The sequence below is a fragment of the Microbacterium wangchenii genome, from assembly GCF_004564355.1.
Classification (GTDB): domain Bacteria; phylum Actinomycetota; class Actinomycetes; order Actinomycetales; family Microbacteriaceae; genus Microbacterium; species Microbacterium wangchenii.
The window spans coordinates 1,146,638-1,162,667 of the sequence record NZ_CP038266.1 but is presented as its reverse complement, the minus strand read 5'-3'; the positions used below and the strand labels follow the sequence as shown (position 1 = coordinate 1,162,667).

The following is a 16,030-nucleotide window of genomic DNA, read 5'->3' as shown; positions in this document are numbered from 1 at the left end:
GCCGCCCGACGGCGCGTCGCCCCCCCGCGAGACACCACATCCCGGCTGACACATCATGCGTCGCGGGGTGTTTCGGGCGGGATGTGGTGTTTCGCCGGGCCGTGCGCTCCGCCGGGCGCGGGCCGGGCGGGCGCGGGCCGGCCGGGTGAGGGGGTCAGGCGGTGACGAAGTCGATGAGCTCCTCGACGCGGCCGAGGAGAGCGGGCTCGAGGTCGCGGAACGTCGTCACGCGCCCCAGGATCCGCTGCCACGCGCGGGCCAGATCCGCCTGGTCCTCCGCCGGCCACCCGAGGGCGCGGCACACGCCGACCTTCCACTCGACCGACCGCGGAACCTCCGGCCACCGCGCGATGCCGAGCGACTCCGGGCGCACGCACTGCCACACGTCCACGAACGGGTGCCCCACGATCCGCACGTGCTTGCCGTGCCTCCCGCGCGCGATCGCCTCGGCGATCCGCGTCTCCTTCGACCCCGGCACCAGGTGGTCCACCAGCACGCCGTACCGCCGCTCGGCGCTCGGCGGCTCCGCCTCCAGCGCCTCGGCGAGCAGATCCACGCCCTGCAGGTACTCCACGACGACGCCTTCCACCCTGAGGTCGTGGCCCCACACCTTCTCCACCAGTTCGGCGTCGTGGCGTCCCTCGACGAGGATGCGACTGGGGCGCGCGACCCGCGCCTTGGCGTCCTCGACCGCGAACGACCCGGACGCGGTGCGCCGAGTCCCCGTCGGCGCCACCGGCTTGGGCACGGTCAGCACCACCGCGGCGCCGTCGACGAGGAACCCCGGCCCGAGGGGGAACAGCCGGCGACGACCGTGCCGGTCTTCCAGCTCCACGGTCCCCGATGCGACCCTCGTCACCGCGCCGCAGTAGCCGTCGGCGGCCACCTCCACGACCAGGTCGCGCTCGGCGGGCACCTGCGGCACGACGCGCCTCCCGGCATCCCGCCACCCCTTGGCCAGCACGTCGGTTCCGTAGCGATCATCCATTGCCGTCTCCTCCGAAGCCCCGACCCTAACCCGGCCCTCCGGCACCGGCGAGGACCCACGCCGATCCACCCGGAGGCCGTACCGGCCCGCGCGAGCCGGACCATAGACTCGGAGCACCTGCCCCACAGCCCCTCAGGAGGACGGATGCGCGCGCGCTGGGCATTGGCGCTGACCACGGCACTGGCCGCCGCCATCGGCCTCGCGATCGCGCCCGCCGCGCACGCCACCCCGCCCGTGACGCTCGACAGCGGCTACGTGCTCGACGACGCCGGCGTGCTCAGCGGCGCGGAGGTGCGCGCCGCCGACGAACGGCTCGACGAGCTGTTCGACGAGACCGGGCTGGACCTGTGGGTCGTGTTCGTCGACGAGTTCACCGACCCCGACAGCCCGGAGGACTGGGCGAACACCGCCGCCGTCGTCAACGGCCTCGGACCGACGCAGTACCTCCTCGCCGTCGCCGTGGACGGCCGCCAGTACTACATCTCCGGCGATCTGGAGATCGGCCCGCTCACCGGCGACCAGCTGAGCGCCATCGAACAGCAGCGCGTACGGCCGGCCCTCGGCGACGAGGACTGGTCGGGCGCGATCGAGGCCGCCGCCGCCGGGTTCGAGGATGCCGCGGCCGGCGGCACCGGCGGCGTGCCCGGCGCCGACACCTCCGCCGGCGGCGTGAACTGGTCGCTCATCCTGGTGGTGCTGCTCCTGGTCGCCGTCTTCGCGATCGCGCTCATCTGGCTCGCCGTGCGGCGCAAGCGCGCGGCATCCGGCCCGAACGCGTCACCGGCGAAGATGAGCCTGGAGGAGCTGGCCCGCCGCTCCGGTTCGGCGCTCGTGGCCGCCGACGAGGCGGTCAAGACCAGCGAGCAGGAACTCGGCTTCGCCCGCGCCCAGTTCGGCGACGAGGCCGTGGCCGAGTTCGAGACGGTGCTGACCCAGGCCAAGGCGGACCTCGACCGCGCCTTCACGCTGCAGCAGCAGCTGGATGACGCCACCCCCGACACGGAGGAGCAGATCCGCGCCTGGCGCGGCGAGATCCTCACCCTCACCGCCGCATCCCAGGAAGCGCTCGACGCCAAGGCCGACGCCTTCGACGCGCTGCGCGACCTGGAGGCCAACGCCCCCGCCGAGCTCGCCCGCACGCAGCAGGAGCGCACCGCTGTCGCCGAAGCGATCGGCGCCGCCGAGGCGCAGCTGGCGGAACTGCACGCCGAGTACGCCGACGAGGCCCTCGCCACCGTCGCCGACAACCCCGCCCAGGCGCGCGAGCGCGTCGCCTTCGCCGACGCGCAGCTGGCCGCGGCGCAGTCCGCCCTCGCTGCCGGGCGCGGCGGCGAGGCCGCGGTGGGCATCCGCGCCGCGCAGGAGGCGGTCGCTCAGGCCCGCCTGCTCGAAGACGCCGTGACCAGGGTGGGCGCCGATCTCGCCGCCGCCGGCACGCGCGCCGCCGAGCTGATGCGCGAGGTCGAGAACGACATCACCGCCGCATCCGCCCTGCCCGACCCGGAGGGGCGGATCGCCGCCGCCGTCGCCGCCGCGCGCGAGCAGCTCACGCGCGGTCGCCAGGCCCTGTCCTCGGGCGGCCGGCGGCCCCTCGAGGCACTCGCCGGACTGGAGGCGGCCAACTCCGCCCTCGACGCCGTCATCGCCGAGGGCCGGGATGCCGCCGAACGCCGGCGCCGGGCCGCACTCCAACTGGATGAGGCCCTCCTGCAGGCCCGCGCGCAGGTCTCGGCCGCGGAAGACTTCATCGGCGCGCGCCGCGGCGCCGTCGGTGCGGAGGCCCGCACGCGACTGGCCGAGGCGCGCACGTCTCTGGACCGTGCCGAACAGCTTCGTGCGGCGGATCCGGCTGCCGCTCTCTCCGCCGCGCAGCGGTCGGCACAGCTGGCGGCGGCCGCGTCACACTCGGCGCAGAACGACGTCGGCGCCTTCGACGTGGGGTACGGCGGCGGCCGAGGGTCCTCCGGTGACGGCATGATGGGTGCCATGATCGGCGGAATCGTGCTGAACTCCCTCTTGAGCGGAGGCGGGGGCGGCCGGCGCAGCAGCGGCTTCGGCGGCTTCGGCGGTGGATCCTCGGGCCGGCGCAGCGGCGGCTTCGGCGGTCGCAGCCGCAGTGGCGGGGGCGGCTTCGGAGGCGGCGGCCGCAGCGGCGGGGGCGGACGCTCGCGCCGGGGAGGTGGCCGCTTCTGATCCCCGCAATGACCCCGCCGATCCCACGAATCTCATAGCGAACACCCCTAAGAAAACTTCGACACACTCGACACGACGTCGACAGGAAAGGAAACCCGCGATGGCCAAGCAGTCCATCTTCGGTCGCATCTCCACGCTCCTCCGGGCGAACATCAACTCGCTCCTCGACCAGGCCGAGGACCCGCAGAAGATGCTCGACCAGCTGGTGCGCGACTACACCAACTCGATCGCCGACGCAGAATCGGCGATCGCCGAGACCATCGGCAACCTGCGCCTGCTCGAGCGCGACCACCAGGAGGACGTGCAGGCGGCCGCCGAGTGGGGCAACAAGGCCCTGGCCGCCAGCCGCAAGGCCGACGAACTGCGCAGCTCCGGCAACGCCGGTGAGGCCGACAAGTTCGACAACCTCGCCAAGATCGCCCTCCAGCGTCAGATCTCCGCCGAGAGCGAGGCCAAGACGGCCGAACCGACCATCGCGTCCCAGACCGAGGTGGTCGACAAGCTCAAGGACGGCCTCAACGGCATGAAGGGCAAGCTCGAGCAGCTCAAGGGCAAGCGCAGCGAACTGCTCGCGCGCGCCAAGGTCGCCGAGGCGCAGAACAAGGTGCACGACGCGGTCCGCTCGATCGACGTCCTGGACCCCACGAGCGAGCTCGGCCGGTTCGAGGACAAGATCCGCCGCGAGGAGGCTCTCGCCGCGGGCAAGCAGGAGCTCGCCGCATCCAGCATCGATGCCCAGTTCAACAGCCTGGAAGACATCGGCGAGCTGACCGAGGTCGAGGCGCGGCTGGCCGCGCTGAAGGTGGGCGGCTCGGCCCAGCCGCGGCCGGCCATCGACGCCCCCAGCCCCGACACGGTCTGACCCGCGTCGCAGAGGGGGCCTTCGCTTCGGCGAGGGCCCCCTCTCGCGTGCGGTCGGCCCTCCGCGGCATCCGCGCGGCGAGGGGCCGGCGGGGTGGCAGGATGAACGCGTGACCCGGTTCGTGGTGGTACCGCAATGGCAAGGCAGTCCTTCGACGCGCGCGATGCTGCTGCGCGACGGAGCGGAGGCGATCGCGGGAGACCTGCCCCGCTCCGCGACCGTCGTGCTCGATGTGCCGCTGGAAGCCGGCGACGGGCAGGGCACCGGGATCCAGCGCCTCAGCGCCGTGCGTCGCACCTCCGAGCTGCTGGATGACGCGCTGTCGATGTCGTCCGACCGCGCCGTCGTCATCGGCGGAGACTGCAGCGTCACCGTCGCCGCGGCGGCGCGCTGGGCCGCCGACGACGTCGCGGTGGTGTGGATCGACGCGCACGCCGACCTCAACGATCCGGCGAGCTCGCCCTCGGGTTCGTCGGCGGGCATGGCACTGCGCGCGCTCCTGGGAGGCGTTCCCGACCTGCTCGGCACCGCCGCGGTGTCCCCCGAGCGCGTCGTGCTCGTGGGCGCGCGGGAACGCGACGACGCCGAGGATGCGTACCTGGCCGGCAACGGCATCCGTCACCTCACCGAGTCCGACCTGGCCGACCCCGCCGCGCTGGCCGACGCGGTCGCTGCCACCGGCGCCGCACGCGTGTACGTCCATCTCGACCTGGACGTGCTCGACCCGTCGGAGTTCCGCGGGTCGGCATGGGGCATCCCCTTCGGCATCCCCGTGGCCGACCTGGTCGCCGCGCTGCGCACCCTGGGTGAGCGGACGCCGATCGTCGGGGCCACCGTGGCGGGTTTCGCCCCGGCCGATCCCACCGCCGCCGGCGAGGACCTGGGCGCGATCCTGCGCCTGGTGGGAGCCGTCGCGTGAGCCCCATCCCCGCTCCCCCGGCCGGATGGCGGGAGGACGCCGAGCGGGCCGTGGCCCGCAGCCGTCGCATCGAGGACCGGCTGCCGCGCGTGCTGCTGGACTCGCCGGTGAGCCGCCTCGGCTACCTGTACGGCACGGCCGTGGGCTGGGTGTGGGGGTCGTTGTGGAGCACGGGCCGCGTGGAGCGGCGCGAGGGCATGTGGATCTTCCGCGGGATGCCGCGATGGGCCTACCCCCGCGGCGGGGTGGCCATGGGCGGCTGCTTCCTCACCGGCGACGGCCGCGTGACGCCGTCGCTGCTCCGCCACGAAGCCGTGCACGCACGCCAGTGGCGGCGGTTCGGCTTCCTGATGCCGGTGCTCTACTGGATCTCCGGCCGCAATCCCCTGCGCAACCGGTTCGAGATCGAAGCGGGTCTGGCCGACGGCAACTACGTGCCGCGTGGGGCCTGAACGGCACCGCGGCCTCAGCGGGCGGTGGCGAGGCCGAAGCGCTCGGGCGTGTGGATCGAGTCCGCAGCCACGCCGCGACGCTCGGTGAGGTCGTCGACGATCTCGGCGGTGCCGAGGTAACCGCCCAGCAGGACCACGCGCGTGGCGTCACCCTCGGAACCGAGCATCTCGCCGGCCCACGCGGAGGCCGCCCTGGCCACGGCCTGGCCGGGCGCGCACCCGCGGCGCGTGCCGGCCGCGCCGGTGCGACGGGAGCGGTCCAGCCACGTCACGGTCATGCGGGCGGGAGCGGCGACGCGGCCGATCCACGATTCGTCCGGGACCTCGATGAACACGCGACCGGTCGAGCACAGCGGCAACGTCGACAGGAGCGCCTCGAGCTCGGCGAGCGAAGACTCGTCGGCGGTCACCAGGTGCTGCACGCGCGTGTGACGCGACGCGCGGCAGGCGGTCGGATTGTGTTCGGGTGAAGCGGACATGGCACGGCCACTATACCCCCAAGCAAAGGGTTGCCTAACCTTTGTTCGCCTCCTCGCAGGCAACGCTCGGCCCGCTCCCCCTGTCCGGAGCGGATGATGCGTCAGGAGCGGACGATGAGGATGCGGCGGAGCTCCTCGAGCTCGTCGTCGCCCAGGCCGTGTGCGCGGAGGCAATCCGCGGGCGAGCCGAACACCGCATCCAGCCGCTCCAGCACCTCGCGCATGACCGGCGCCGGCGAACGCGTCGCCAGGTCCTCCAGATGCAGCGACTCCGGATGCAGCGCCCGCAGGCGCGCGACCACCGCGCGGTTGCGGGCCTCCGGCAGCAGCGCCTCCGTGCGGGCGTAGTCCGCCACGACCGCCTCGGGATCGACCCCGGCCGCCGCCAGGGTGAGGGCCACCGTGACACCCGTGCGATCCTTCCCGACGGTGCAGTGCACGAGCACCGGCTGGTCGTTCAGGATGCCGCGGACCACCTCGACGACCTTGTCGGCGGATCCGTCGATGAGGCTCGAGTACATCCCGGGGAGGTTGGCGTCCTCCTCGAAGAACGACATCACCGAGCCCAGGAACAACGGCACCCGCTGGGTGACGAGGTCGAGCCCCTCCACCATGCTCGGCGCCCACCGCACCTCGTCGTCGTCGCGGAGGTCGATGATGCGGCGCAGCCCCAGCCGGCGCAGCGACGCAGCACCCGCCTCATCCACGTGCGCGAGGTTGCCCGAGCGGTACAGCACGCCCGACCGGGTACGACCGTCGCCCGCCGGCAGACCTCCGACATCGCGGAAGTTGAGCGTTCCGGAGACGAGGGATTCGGTCACGGCTGCGACGCCTCGCGCGGGGGAACAGGGTAGCGCCCCGCGATCGCGACGCGGTTGAAGGCGTTGATCGACACGAGCAGCCAGCTCAGCGCCACGTACTCCTGCTCGCTGAGGATGCCGCCGACATGGTCGTACACCTCGTCGGGGATGCCCGCCTCGGAGATGAACGTGAACGACTCCGCCAGCTCCAGCGCCGCGCGCTCTCGCTCGGAGAACACACCGGAGTCGCGCCACGCGGCGATCTGCGCGATGGTGTCGGCATCCATCCCCGCCGCCACGGCGCGATCGACATGGATGCGCACGCAGTACGAGCAGCCGTTCAGCTGCGACGCATGGATGAGGACGATCTCCTTCAGCCGCGGTCCGATGCCGGCCTCGGCCGCCAGCAGGCCCGCCGTCTTGGACAGACCGGCGAGCGCCTGGTACGCCTGCGGTGCCGATCGCGACAGGTGCACGCGCTCCTCTTCGCTCATCCCTCCAGGGTAATCGCCCCATCCGGCGGCGCGACGGGCACAATGGTGCCGAACCGCTTCCGGCCCGAAGGAGCCCCGTGACCGAATCCACCGACGTGTTCGACGAGTTCTCGTTCCTGCCCGAGCAGGCCGCCGACAACGGCATCCCCGGGCCGCTCCCCGCCGTGCAGCGCCTGCATCTCACGCTCCCGGACGGCCGTACCCTCAGCGCGCTGCGGTACGGCCAGGAGCCGCCGCGCGTGACGCTGCTGCACGGCGCCGGGCTCAACGCGCACACGTGGGACACGACCGTCCTGGCGATGGGGCTGCCCGCCCTCGCGCTCGACCTGCCCGGCCACGGCGACTCGTCCTGGCGCGAGGACGCCGCCTACACCGGTCCCACCCTGGCCCCCGACGTCATGGCGGCCCTGGCGGAGTGGACGGACCGGCCGCAGCTCCTGGTGGGCCAGTCGCTGGGCGGGCTCACGGCCCCGGCCGTGGCAGCCGCCGTCCCGGAGAAGGTCGCGCACGTCGTGATGGTCGACATCACCCCCGGCGTCGACCCGAACGCCGGCCCCACCCAGATCCGTTCGTTCTTCGCCGGCCCCACCGACTGGGCGTCACGGGACGAACTCGTCGACCGGGCGCTGGCCTTCGGGCTGGGCGGCGGAGCACGGCGCACCGCCGAGCGCGGGGTGTATCTGAACTCGCGCGTGCGCCCCGACGGCCGCGTCGAGTGGAAGCACCACTTCGCCCACCTCGCCGCGGCGGCCGCGAACGGCGCGATCGAGGCCCCCGCGGGCAGCGACGGCGTCGCGACACTGCTGTCGGTGACCGGATGGGACGACCTCGCCGCCGTCCGTGCACCCGTGACCCTCGTGCGCGGCTCACACGGGTACGTGACCGCCGCCGACGCTGAGGAGTTCGCCCGCCGTCTTCCGGCCGCGCGCGTGGTGACGGTGGCGGGCGGTCACAACCTGCAGGAGGACGCCCCCCTCGAGCTCGGCCGCCTGCTGCGGGAGCTGGCCGGAGAGGCCGCAGAGCCCGGGGAAGGATGAGGGCACCTCCGGCGTTGCCAGGTAACACGGCGACTCCCAGGCGACGGCCGCAATAGGCTGATGTCGCACCGAGCTGCCCCCGGCGTCATCCGACAGCATCGAAGATGACGCCGGCCCTGCGAAAGGAACCCTCCATGCCGCGCCGCACAGCCCTCGCCGCGACCACCCTGCTGATCGCCGGAACGCTGGCGCTCGCCTCGTGCTCGGGAGGCGGCAGCGCCCCCGCCACGTCCTCGACCGGCGAACCCGATCCCGGCGCCTCGCTCACCGTGGGGCTCGTGCTGGAACCGACGAACCTCGACATCCGCCGCACCAGCGGCGCGGCCCTCGAGCAGATCCTCATCGACAACGTCTACGAAGGCCTGGTCACCCGCACGCAGGGGAACGAGATCGTCGAGTCGCTCGCGAGCGCGCACGAGGTGTCCGAGGACGGCCTGACCTACACCTTCACGCTGACCGAGGGAGTGACCTTCCACGACGGCAGCGAGTTGACGGTCGACGATGTGGTGACCTCCCTCACCCAGGTGAAGGACGACCCCGAGATCGTCGGCAACGCCGAGTTCGCCGGCGTCGCCTCGATCACCGCAGCCGATGACAGCACGGTCGTCATCACGCTCGCCGAGCCCAACCAGAACTTCCTGTTCACCCTCACCGGGCCCGCGGGGCTGGTGTTCAAGACCGGCGACACCACCGACTTCCAGACCGCCGCCAACGGCACGGGGCCCTTCGCGCTCGAGCAGTGGAACCAGGGCGACAGCATCCAGCTCGTCCGCAACGACGCCTACTGGGGAGATCCGGCCGGGGTGGCCGAGGTCGTCCTGCAGTACATCCCCGACTTCACCGCCGGCGTCAACGCGGCCCTGGACGGATCGCTCGACGTGCTCACCGCCGTCCAGCCCGATCTCTCCGCCCAGCTGGATGAGGCCAGCGGGTTCACGCTCACGACGGGCCAGACCACCGACAAGGGCACACTCGCCTTCAACAACGCCGTCGCACCGCTCGATGACGTCCGCGTGCGGGAGGCGCTGCGGCTCGCGATCGACCACGAGGCTCTCGTCGAGGCGATCGGCGCCGGCCAGACGCAGTACGGGCCCATCCCCGAGCTCGATCCCGGCTACGAGGACCTCTCCGACGTCGCGCCGCACGACCCCGAGCGCGCCATGGAACTGCTGGAGGAGGCCGGCGCGGACGACCTCGAGCTGACGCTCACGATCCCCGCCTTCTACGGCACCACCGTGCCGCAGGTGCTGGTGTCCGACCTCGACGAGATCGGCGTGACCCTCGAGGTGGAATCGGTCGAGTTCGCCACGTGGCTGCAGGACGTCTACACCAACCACGACTACGAACTGAGCTTCGTGCTCCACGTGGAGCCGCGCGACTTCGGCAACTTCGCCGATCCCGCCTACTACTTCGGCTACGACAACCCGGAGGTCCAGGACCTGTACGCTCAGGCGCAGGCCGCCGTCGACCCCGCCGAATCGGCGGAGCTGCTCGCGCAGGCCGCGCGCATCGTGTCGGAGGATCACGCCGCCGACTGGCTGTACACCGGCGCGACGATCACGGCGGTCGGCGACGGGATCTCCGGATTCCCCGTCGACTCGGTCAACTCGCGGATCGACCTCGCCGGTGTGACGGTGTCTTCGGAGTGATCCGCTACGCGCTGACGAGACTGGCCCTGCTGGTCGTGGGGCTGCTCGTTGCCAGCGTGCTCATCTTCCTGTCGCTGCGGGTGCTCCCCGGCGACGTCGCCCTGCTGATCGCGGGCACCGATTCCACCCCCGCGCAGGTCGCGGCGATCCGCGAGCGGCTGGGCCTGGATGCACCGCTGCCCGCGCAGTACCTGGACTGGATGGGCGGGCTCGTGCGGGGCGATCTGGGATCGTCGCTGGTGAACGGCTCGTCCGTGGCCGGCGAGCTCGCCGACAAGGCCCGCATCACGGTTCCTCTCGGCATCCTCTCGCTGGGTATCGCCCTGGTGATCGCAGTGCCCTTCGGCGTACTCTCCGCCGTCCGGCGCCGGCGGCCCGACGGCACGGCCCTGAGCGTCGTGGCGCAGGCCCTTGCCGCCGTGCCGGCGGTGTGGGCGGGCATGATGCTGGTCGTGGTCTTCGCGGTGTGGCTCGGACTCCTCCCCGCGCAGGGCTTCCCGCGCGGCGGGTGGAGTGATCCAGGGGCGGCGCTGCGCGCGCTGATCCTGCCGGCGCTGACGATCGGCATCATCGAGGGCGCCATGCTGATGCGTTTCGTCCGCAGCGCGACGCTCCAGGCGATCGGGCAGGACTACGTGCGCACCGCGGCCGCCAAGGGGCTCACGCGTACGCAGGCCCTCGTGCGCCACGGCCTGCCCAACGTCGCGCTCTCGGTCGTGACGGTGCTGGGCCTGCAGGTGGCCGGGATCCTCGTGGGCGCCGTCGTCATCGAGCAGCTGTTCACCCTCCCCGGCATCGGGCGGATGCTGGTGGCGGACGTGGGCGCGCGCGACCTCCCCAAGGTGCAGGGAGAACTGTTCGTGCTGACCGGCTTCGTGCTGATCGTCGGCTTCCTCGTGGATCTGCTCCACCGCGCCCTCGACCCCCGGCAGCGGGAGACGGCGGCATGAGCGCGCACCGCGGTCGCCTGGCGTGGCTGGGCCGGTTGTGGGGCCTGAGCACGGGGCGGTTCGGGCTGATCGTGGTGGCCGTCATCGTGCTCACCGCGATCGTGGCGGCGGTGTGGACGCCGTTCCCCCCGCAGCGGGTCGACCTCGGCGACCGCTGGGCTGCGCCGGGGTGGCCGCACGTGCTGGGCACCGACAACAACGGACGCGACATCCTGAGCCTCCTCATGGCCGGGGCCCGCACGACGATCTTCGTCGCCGTCGGCGCGGGGGTCATCGCCACGACGCTGGGGCTCGCCCTCGCCGCGCTCGGCGCCCTCACCCGCCGCTGGGTCCGCGAGAGCGTCGCCGTGCTCGTGGACATCCTCATCGCCTTCCCCGTCCTGATCATCGCGATGATGATCTCCGCCGTGTGGGGCGGCTCCCTGTGGGTCGTCGTGTGGGCCGTGGGCATCGGATTCGGCGTCAACATCGCCCGCGTCACCCGACCCGAGCTGCGCCGCGTCCTGCACAGCGACTTCGTGCTGGCCGGGCGGGCCAGCGGCCTGTCCCCCGCGCAGAACCTGTGGCGCCACCTCCTCCCCAACGTCGCGCCGGTGTTCATCGTGCAGCTGTCGTGGGGCATGGCCGTCGCAGTGCTGGCGGAGGCCGGCCTCTCCTACCTCGGGTTCGGCGCGCCCGTGACGCAGCCGTCGTGGGGCGTCCTGCTGGCCGATCTGCAGCGCTACATCACGCTGCATCCGCTGTCGGTGGTGTGGCCGGGCCTCACGATCACGCTCACGGTGCTGGGCCTGAACCTCCTCGGCGACGCCCTGCGCGAGGCGACCGACCCCACGCTGGCCGAACGCGCCCCCTCGGCCCGTCTGCACGTGCCGGAGGTGGTCGCATGAGCCTGCAGGTGCGTGACCTCGCGATCGAGATCGGCGGCGAGCGCGTCGTGGACGGCGTCTCCTTCGATGTCCCCGACGGTGCGCGACTGGGCCTGATCGGCGAGTCCGGCTCCGGCAAGTCGCTCACGGCGCTGGCGATCCTGGGCCTCCTCCCCGACGGGGCCCGCGCGAGCGGCAGCGTGCGCTGGGACGGGCAGGAGATCCTCGGCCTTCCCGACGGCGACCTCGCCCGCCTGCGCGGCAACGACATCGGCATCGTCTTCCAGGAGCCGGCCACCGCCCTGAACCCGATCCGCACGGTCGGGCGGCAGATCGCAGAGTCGCTGCGCATCCACGCCCGCGTCCCGCGCGCCGAAGCCCGCCGCCGCGCGGTCGCCGAGGCCGAGCGCGTCGCCCTCCCCGATCCCGGTGCGATCGTCGCGCGCTACCCGCACCAGCTCTCCGGCGGGCAGCGACAGCGGGTGGCCATCGCGATGGCGCTCGTGTGCGGTCCACGCCTGCTCATCGCCGATGAGCCCACCACGGCGCTGGATGTCACCATCCAGGCCGGCATCCTGCGTCTCCTCGGCTCGCTGGCGGAGGAGACGGGCATGTCGCTGGTCTTCATCACCCACGACCTCGCCGTGCTCAGCCAGATCGCCACCCACGCCGTCGTGCTCGAGCACGGCCGCGTGGTCGAGCAGGGCCCGCTCACGGTGCTGCTGACGGCGCCGGTGAGCTCCGTGACACGGGCGCTGCTGCGTGATGCCACCGCGACCCTGTGGCGCCCCGAGCCCGAGCACCCGGGAGGGCCGGCATGACCGACACGCTGCTGCGGGCCCGCGGGCTCACCCGCCGTCACCTCTCCCCGCGCCGCACGCTGTTCGCCCCGCGCGTGCAGACCACGGCGCTGGACGACGTGGATCTCGACGTCGACGCCGGGTCCGCGGTCGGCGTCATCGGCGAGTCGGGGTCGGGCAAATCCACCCTCATGCGGCTGCTGCTCGCTCTGGATGTCCCCACCGCGGGGAGCGTGGAGTTCGACGGCCGCCCCGTCGACGCCCGTATGAGCAGCCGCGCGCTGCACTGGCTGCGGCACGAGACCGGAATCGTGTTCCAGGACCCGTACGGGTCGCTGGACCCGCGCATGAGCATCGGGCGGATCGTGGGCGAGCCGCTGTGGGCCCTGAACGTCCCGGGCGATCGCCGGGCGCGCGTGCGCGAGGTGCTCGAGGAGGTCGGGCTGGATGCGTCGATGGCCGAGCGCTACCCGCAGGAGTTCTCCGGCGGGCAGCGCCAGCGCATCGCCATCGCCCGCGCGATCGTGCACCGTCCGCGCCTGCTCGTCGGCGACGAGCCGCTCTCGGCCCTGGATGTCACGGTGCGCGCGCAGATCCTGCGCCTGCTGGCCGACCTCCGCCGGCGCACCGGCCTGACGCTGCTGCTGGTGAGCCACGACATCGGGGTGGTGCAGAACCTGTGCGATCAGGTCGTCGTGATGAAGGACGGACGCATCGTCGAGGAAGGACCCACCGAGAAGGTGCTCCTCCAGCCCCAGGCCTCCTACACGAGGGCGCTGCTGGCCTCGATCCCGACCATCAGCCCCTGATCGGCCCGCAGGTCGGAAGCGGGTCGTACAGTCGTCGCATGATCCCCGCCATCGTCCCGCCGTTCCTCCTGGCCCGCATCGCCGGCACCGCCGACCCGCGCCTGGCCCGCGCGGCCGCGGCGGCCGCCCGCACGCTCTCGCTCCCCCGCCCTGCGCGCGGCGCGGCCCGCGAGCGACTGCGGCTGTCGATCGAGGAATCGGGCACGCTCGTCGCGGAGACTTCCCCCGCGCCGGACCGGGTCGTCTCCGATGCGCAGAACCGGGAGGAGCTCCCCGGTGTCCGCGTGCGGGGCGAGGAGGACCCGCCCAGCGGCGACGAGGCCGTCGACGAGGCGTTCGACGGCCTCGGGGCGACCTTCGACTTCTTGTGGGACGCGTTCGGACGCAACGGCATCGACGGGGCCGGGGGGTCGCTGGCGGCGACCGTGCACTACGGGGTGGAATACGACAACGCGTTCTGGAGCGGCGAGCGCATGGTCTTCGGCGACGGCGACGGAGAGGTGTTCACCGGCTTCACCGGGTCGCTGTCGATCATCGCGCATGAGCTGACTCACGGGCTGATCGACGCCGAGGGCGGCCTGGAGTACCAGGGGCAGTCGGGGGCGATCAACGAGTCGATCGCCGACGTGTTCGGGGTGCTCGCCGAGCAGCACGCCGCCGGCCACAGCGTTCAGGACGCCTCGTGGCTGGTGGGCGCGGGCATCTTCAGCGACGCGGTGCAGGGCGTCGCCCTGCGGTCGGTGAAAGATCCCGGCACGGCCTACGACGACGACGTGCTCGGACGCGACCCGCAACCGGGCCACCTCAGGGATTACGTCGAGACCGACGAGGACAACGGCGGCGTGCACATCAATTCCGGCATCCCCAACCGCGCCTTTTACCTCACCGCCGCGGCGCTGGGCGGGAAGGCGTGGGAGCGCGCCGGCCGCATCTGGTACCGCACCCTGACCGATGGGCTCAGCTCGACGATCGATTTCGCCGGGTTCGCGGCGGCCACGCTGGCGGCGGCGCGGGCGGAGTACGGTGAGGACTCGGAGGAGGTCGCCGCGGCCCGCGACGGATGGGTGGGCGTCGGCGTCATCGAGGATGGATCACCCGCAGTCTGAAGACTCGCATCGCGACGCCCGTCGCGTCGTCATCACGGTGACGCGCACCGGCGGCATCGCCGGCCGCCGGCGGCTGTGGCGGGCCGAGCCGCCCCCCGAGGACACCCCCCGGTGGGAGGAGCTGATCCGGCGATGCCCGTGGGACGAGGCCGGCTCGGCCGGTGCGGGAGCGGACCGCTTCGTGTGGGCGATCCGCGCCGTGGACGGCCGGACACGGGAAGCGGAGCTGGCCGACGCCCGGCTGGAGGGGCCGTGGCGCGAGCTCGTGGACGCCGTACGCGCCGCCGCATCCTGACTCAGCCGGCCGCCGGGCGCTTGCGCCGCTTCGGGATGCTCTTCTGCAGGTAGACCACGCCCAGCCAGCGGTTGAACTTGAAGCCCACGCGGCCCATCCGGCCGACCTCGGTGAAGCCCTGCTTCTCGTGCAGCCGGATGGACGCTTCGGCGCCCTTGTCGCTGATCGCCGCGACCACCTCGCGGATGCCGGCCTCCTCGCAGGCGTCCAGCAGCGCCTTCAGCAGCGCCGATCCGAGCCCCTTGCCGGCGGCGGCCTGTCCCAGGTAGATCGAGTCCTCGACGGTGTACCGGTAGGCCGATTTCGGCTTCCACGGCTGTACGAGCGCGTAGCCGAGGATCTGCCCGCTGGGGCTCTCGGCGACGAGGAAGGGCATGCCGAGCTTGGCCAGGTGGGCGAACTTCTCCCGCCACTGCGCCATCTTCCACGGCTTCTCGTCGAAGGTGACGACCGAATTGGTCACGTAGTAGTTGTAGATCTCGCGGATGTCCGCGATGTCGCGCTCCTCCGCGGGGCGGATCGTGAAGGCGAACGGCCGCTCCGGGGCGGGCGCGGGGCGCAGATGCCGCGGAAGACGCCGGCGGGTCTTGTCATACTCGTCCTCCAGCACGGCTGCCACTCTAGCGGGAGCCCGTCAGGCGGCGGGAAGACGCCAATCCACGGGGGCTGCGCCCTGCTCCTGCAGCATCGCGTTCACCTGCGAGAACGGCCGGGAGCCGAAGAAGCCGCGCCGGGCCGACAGCGGCGACGGATGCGGCGACGCCACGATCGGCGTGTCCCCCAGCATCGGCCGCAGGCCGGCGGCATCCCGCCCCCACAGGATCGCCACGAGAGGCGCGTCGCGGGCCACCAGGGTGCGGATGGCGTGCTCGGTCACGGCCTCCCACCCCCAGCCGCGGTGCGAGGCGGGAGCGCCCGGTGCGACGGTGAGCACGCGATTCAGCAGCATGACGCCCTGGTCGCTCCAGGCCGAGAGGTCGCCGTGCGGCGCCGGGGGCACGCCCAGGTCGGCCTGCAGCTCGGCGTAGATGTTGGTGAGGCTGCGCGGCAGCGGGCGCACATGGGCGTCCACGGCGAAGGACAGCCCGATCGGATGCCCCGGCGTGGGGTAGGGATCCTGCCCGACCAGCAGGACCTTGACGTCTGCGAGCGGGCGCTGGAAGGCGCGCAGCACGTGCTCCCCCGCCGGGAGGTGACCGCGCCCGGCGGCCGTCTCGGCCCGCAGGCGGTCGCCCAGCGCCGCGATCCGCGGGGCGACCGGCTCCAGCGCCGCAGCCCAGCCCCGGTCGATCAGCCCGGCTTCGGCGAGCTCCGGCAGGGTCCGCGCCACG

At 72.8% G+C, this 16,030-nt stretch carries 18 protein-coding genes; 12 read left to right on the top strand and 6 right to left on the bottom strand.

Going from position 1 to position 16,030, the window contains the following annotated elements:
• Positions 1-154 precede the first annotated feature (154 nt).
• Positions 155-988: a DUF3097 domain-containing protein gene (locus E4K62_RS05390; protein WP_135064543.1), complete on the bottom strand. Its 834-nt coding sequence runs from the start codon at positions 986-988 to the stop codon at positions 155-157.
• A gap of 144 nt (positions 989-1,132) precedes the next feature.
• Between E4K62_RS05390 and E4K62_RS05385 the strand changes: the two genes are divergently transcribed.
• The 4 genes from E4K62_RS05385 to E4K62_RS05370 all read left to right on the top strand — a co-directional run bounded on the left by E4K62_RS05385 (position 1,133) and on the right by E4K62_RS05370 (position 5,414).
• On the top strand, positions 1,133-3,181 hold the full coding sequence (locus E4K62_RS05385; protein ID WP_135064540.1) for a TPM domain-containing protein: 2,049 nt from the start codon (positions 1,133-1,135) through the stop codon (positions 3,179-3,181).
• Positions 3,182-3,281: 100 nt separating this feature from the next.
• On the top strand, positions 3,282-4,043 hold the full coding sequence (locus tag E4K62_RS05380; protein WP_135064537.1) for a PspA/IM30 family protein: 762 nt from the start codon (positions 3,282-3,284) through the stop codon (positions 4,041-4,043).
• Positions 4,044-4,152: 109 nt separating this feature from the next.
• Positions 4,153-4,962: an arginase family protein gene (locus tag E4K62_RS05375; protein WP_135064534.1), complete on the top strand. Its 810-nt coding sequence runs from the start codon at positions 4,153-4,155 to the stop codon at positions 4,960-4,962.
• The gene (locus E4K62_RS05370; protein ID WP_187270388.1) at positions 4,959-5,414 is read left to right on the top strand and encodes a Fe-S oxidoreductase; all 456 of its coding nucleotides are present in this window, start codon (positions 4,959-4,961) and stop codon (positions 5,412-5,414) included. Before E4K62_RS05375 ends, E4K62_RS05370 begins: the two co-directional genes overlap by 4 nt.
• Before the next feature lie 14 nt (positions 5,415-5,428).
• On the opposite strand, the gene E4K62_RS05365 is transcribed toward E4K62_RS05370, so the two are convergent.
• The 3 genes from E4K62_RS05365 to E4K62_RS05355 all read right to left on the bottom strand — a co-directional run bounded on the left by E4K62_RS05365 (position 5,429) and on the right by E4K62_RS05355 (position 7,187).
• On the bottom strand, positions 5,429-5,893 hold the full coding sequence (locus E4K62_RS05365; protein WP_135064531.1) for an SIP domain-containing protein: 465 nt from the start codon (positions 5,891-5,893) through the stop codon (positions 5,429-5,431).
• Positions 5,894-5,994: 101 nt separating this feature from the next.
• A complete protein-coding gene (locus E4K62_RS05360) occupies positions 5,995-6,714 on the bottom strand; it encodes a tyrosine-protein phosphatase (protein WP_135064528.1) in 720 nt (239 codons plus the stop codon).
• On the bottom strand, positions 6,711-7,187 hold the full coding sequence (locus E4K62_RS05355; protein WP_135064525.1) for a carboxymuconolactone decarboxylase family protein: 477 nt from the start codon (positions 7,185-7,187) through the stop codon (positions 6,711-6,713). Before E4K62_RS05355 ends, E4K62_RS05360 begins: the two co-directional genes overlap by 4 nt.
• A 77-nt stretch (positions 7,188-7,264) precedes the next feature.
• Here E4K62_RS05355 and E4K62_RS05350 point away from each other — a divergent pair, with 77 nt between their 5' ends.
• The 8 genes from E4K62_RS05350 (at position 7,265) to E4K62_RS05315 (ending at position 14,699) form a co-directional block, all read left to right on the top strand.
• The gene (locus tag E4K62_RS05350) at positions 7,265-8,224 is read left to right on the top strand and encodes an alpha/beta fold hydrolase (RefSeq protein WP_135064522.1); all 960 of its coding nucleotides are present in this window, start codon (positions 7,265-7,267) and stop codon (positions 8,222-8,224) included.
• Positions 8,225-8,358: 134 nt separating this feature from the next.
• Entirely contained in the window at positions 8,359-9,873 is a 1,515-nt protein-coding gene (locus E4K62_RS05345) for an ABC transporter substrate-binding protein (RefSeq protein WP_135064519.1), read from the top strand.
• A complete protein-coding gene (locus E4K62_RS05340) occupies positions 9,870-10,823 on the top strand; it encodes an ABC transporter permease (protein ID WP_135064516.1) in 954 nt (317 codons plus the stop codon). Before E4K62_RS05345 ends, E4K62_RS05340 begins: the two co-directional genes overlap by 4 nt.
• On the top strand, positions 10,820-11,710 hold the full coding sequence (locus tag E4K62_RS05335; protein WP_135064513.1) for an ABC transporter permease: 891 nt from the start codon (positions 10,820-10,822) through the stop codon (positions 11,708-11,710). The genes E4K62_RS05340 and E4K62_RS05335 overlap by 4 nt, the downstream gene beginning before the upstream one ends.
• Positions 11,707-12,510 carry an ATP-binding cassette domain-containing protein gene (locus E4K62_RS05330; protein WP_135064510.1) on the top strand — a complete coding sequence of 268 codons (804 nt, stop codon included), beginning with the start codon at positions 11,707-11,709 and terminating at the stop codon, positions 12,508-12,510. Before E4K62_RS05335 ends, E4K62_RS05330 begins: the two co-directional genes overlap by 4 nt.
• Positions 12,507-13,298 (top strand): ABC transporter ATP-binding protein, encoded by a 792-nt coding sequence (locus tag E4K62_RS05325; RefSeq protein ID WP_135064507.1) that lies wholly within the window; start codon positions 12,507-12,509, stop codon positions 13,296-13,298. The genes E4K62_RS05330 and E4K62_RS05325 overlap by 4 nt, the downstream gene beginning before the upstream one ends.
• A gap of 38 nt (positions 13,299-13,336) precedes the next feature.
• The gene (locus E4K62_RS05320; RefSeq protein WP_187270389.1) at positions 13,337-14,404 is read left to right on the top strand and encodes a M4 family metallopeptidase; all 1,068 of its coding nucleotides are present in this window, start codon (positions 13,337-13,339) and stop codon (positions 14,402-14,404) included.
• Positions 14,385-14,699 carry a protealysin inhibitor emfourin gene (locus E4K62_RS05315; protein ID WP_135064504.1) on the top strand — a complete coding sequence of 105 codons (315 nt, stop codon included), beginning with the start codon at positions 14,385-14,387 and terminating at the stop codon, positions 14,697-14,699. Before E4K62_RS05320 ends, E4K62_RS05315 begins: the two co-directional genes overlap by 20 nt.
• 1 nt (position 14,700) lies before the next feature.
• Here the strand turns inward: E4K62_RS05315 and E4K62_RS05310 are convergent, their stop codons facing one another.
• Complete coding sequence (locus tag E4K62_RS05310) at positions 14,701-15,309, bottom strand: GNAT family N-acetyltransferase (RefSeq protein ID WP_135064501.1); 609 nt, start codon at positions 15,307-15,309, stop codon at positions 14,701-14,703.
• Between the two features lie 24 nt (positions 15,310-15,333).
• The gene (locus E4K62_RS05305) at positions 15,334-16,029 is read right to left on the bottom strand and encodes a uracil-DNA glycosylase (protein WP_135064498.1); all 696 of its coding nucleotides are present in this window, start codon (positions 16,027-16,029) and stop codon (positions 15,334-15,336) included.
• Position 16,030 lies beyond the last annotated feature (1 nt).

Bases quoted from the DNA above. Each gene is read 5' to 3' on its own strand.
- E4K62_RS05385 (WP_135064540.1), top strand. From the start codon at position 1,133: ATGCGCGCGCGCTGGGCATTGGCGCTGACCACGGCACTGGCCGCCGCC.
- E4K62_RS05325 (WP_135064507.1), top strand. From the start codon at position 12,507: ATGACCGACACGCTGCTGCGGGCCCGCGGGCTCACCCGCCGTCACCTC.
- E4K62_RS05330 (WP_135064510.1), top strand. From the start codon at position 11,707: ATGAGCCTGCAGGTGCGTGACCTCGCGATCGAGATCGGCGGCGAGCGC.
- E4K62_RS05335 (WP_135064513.1), top strand. From the start codon at position 10,820: ATGAGCGCGCACCGCGGTCGCCTGGCGTGGCTGGGCCGGTTGTGGGGC.
- E4K62_RS05365 (WP_135064531.1), bottom strand. From the start codon at position 5,893: ATGTCCGCTTCACCCGAACACAATCCGACCGCCTGCCGCGCGTCGCGT.
- E4K62_RS05380 (WP_135064537.1), top strand. From the start codon at position 3,282: ATGGCCAAGCAGTCCATCTTCGGTCGCATCTCCACGCTCCTCCGGGCG.
- E4K62_RS05390 (WP_135064543.1), bottom strand. From the start codon at position 988: ATGGATGATCGCTACGGAACCGACGTGCTGGCCAAGGGGTGGCGGGAT.
- E4K62_RS05320 (WP_187270389.1), top strand. From the start codon at position 13,337: ATGATCCCCGCCATCGTCCCGCCGTTCCTCCTGGCCCGCATCGCCGGC.
- E4K62_RS05315 (WP_135064504.1), top strand. From the start codon at position 14,385: ATGGATCACCCGCAGTCTGAAGACTCGCATCGCGACGCCCGTCGCGTC.
- E4K62_RS05345 (WP_135064519.1), top strand. From the start codon at position 8,359: ATGCCGCGCCGCACAGCCCTCGCCGCGACCACCCTGCTGATCGCCGGA.
- E4K62_RS05355 (WP_135064525.1), bottom strand. From the start codon at position 7,187: ATGAGCGAAGAGGAGCGCGTGCACCTGTCGCGATCGGCACCGCAGGCG.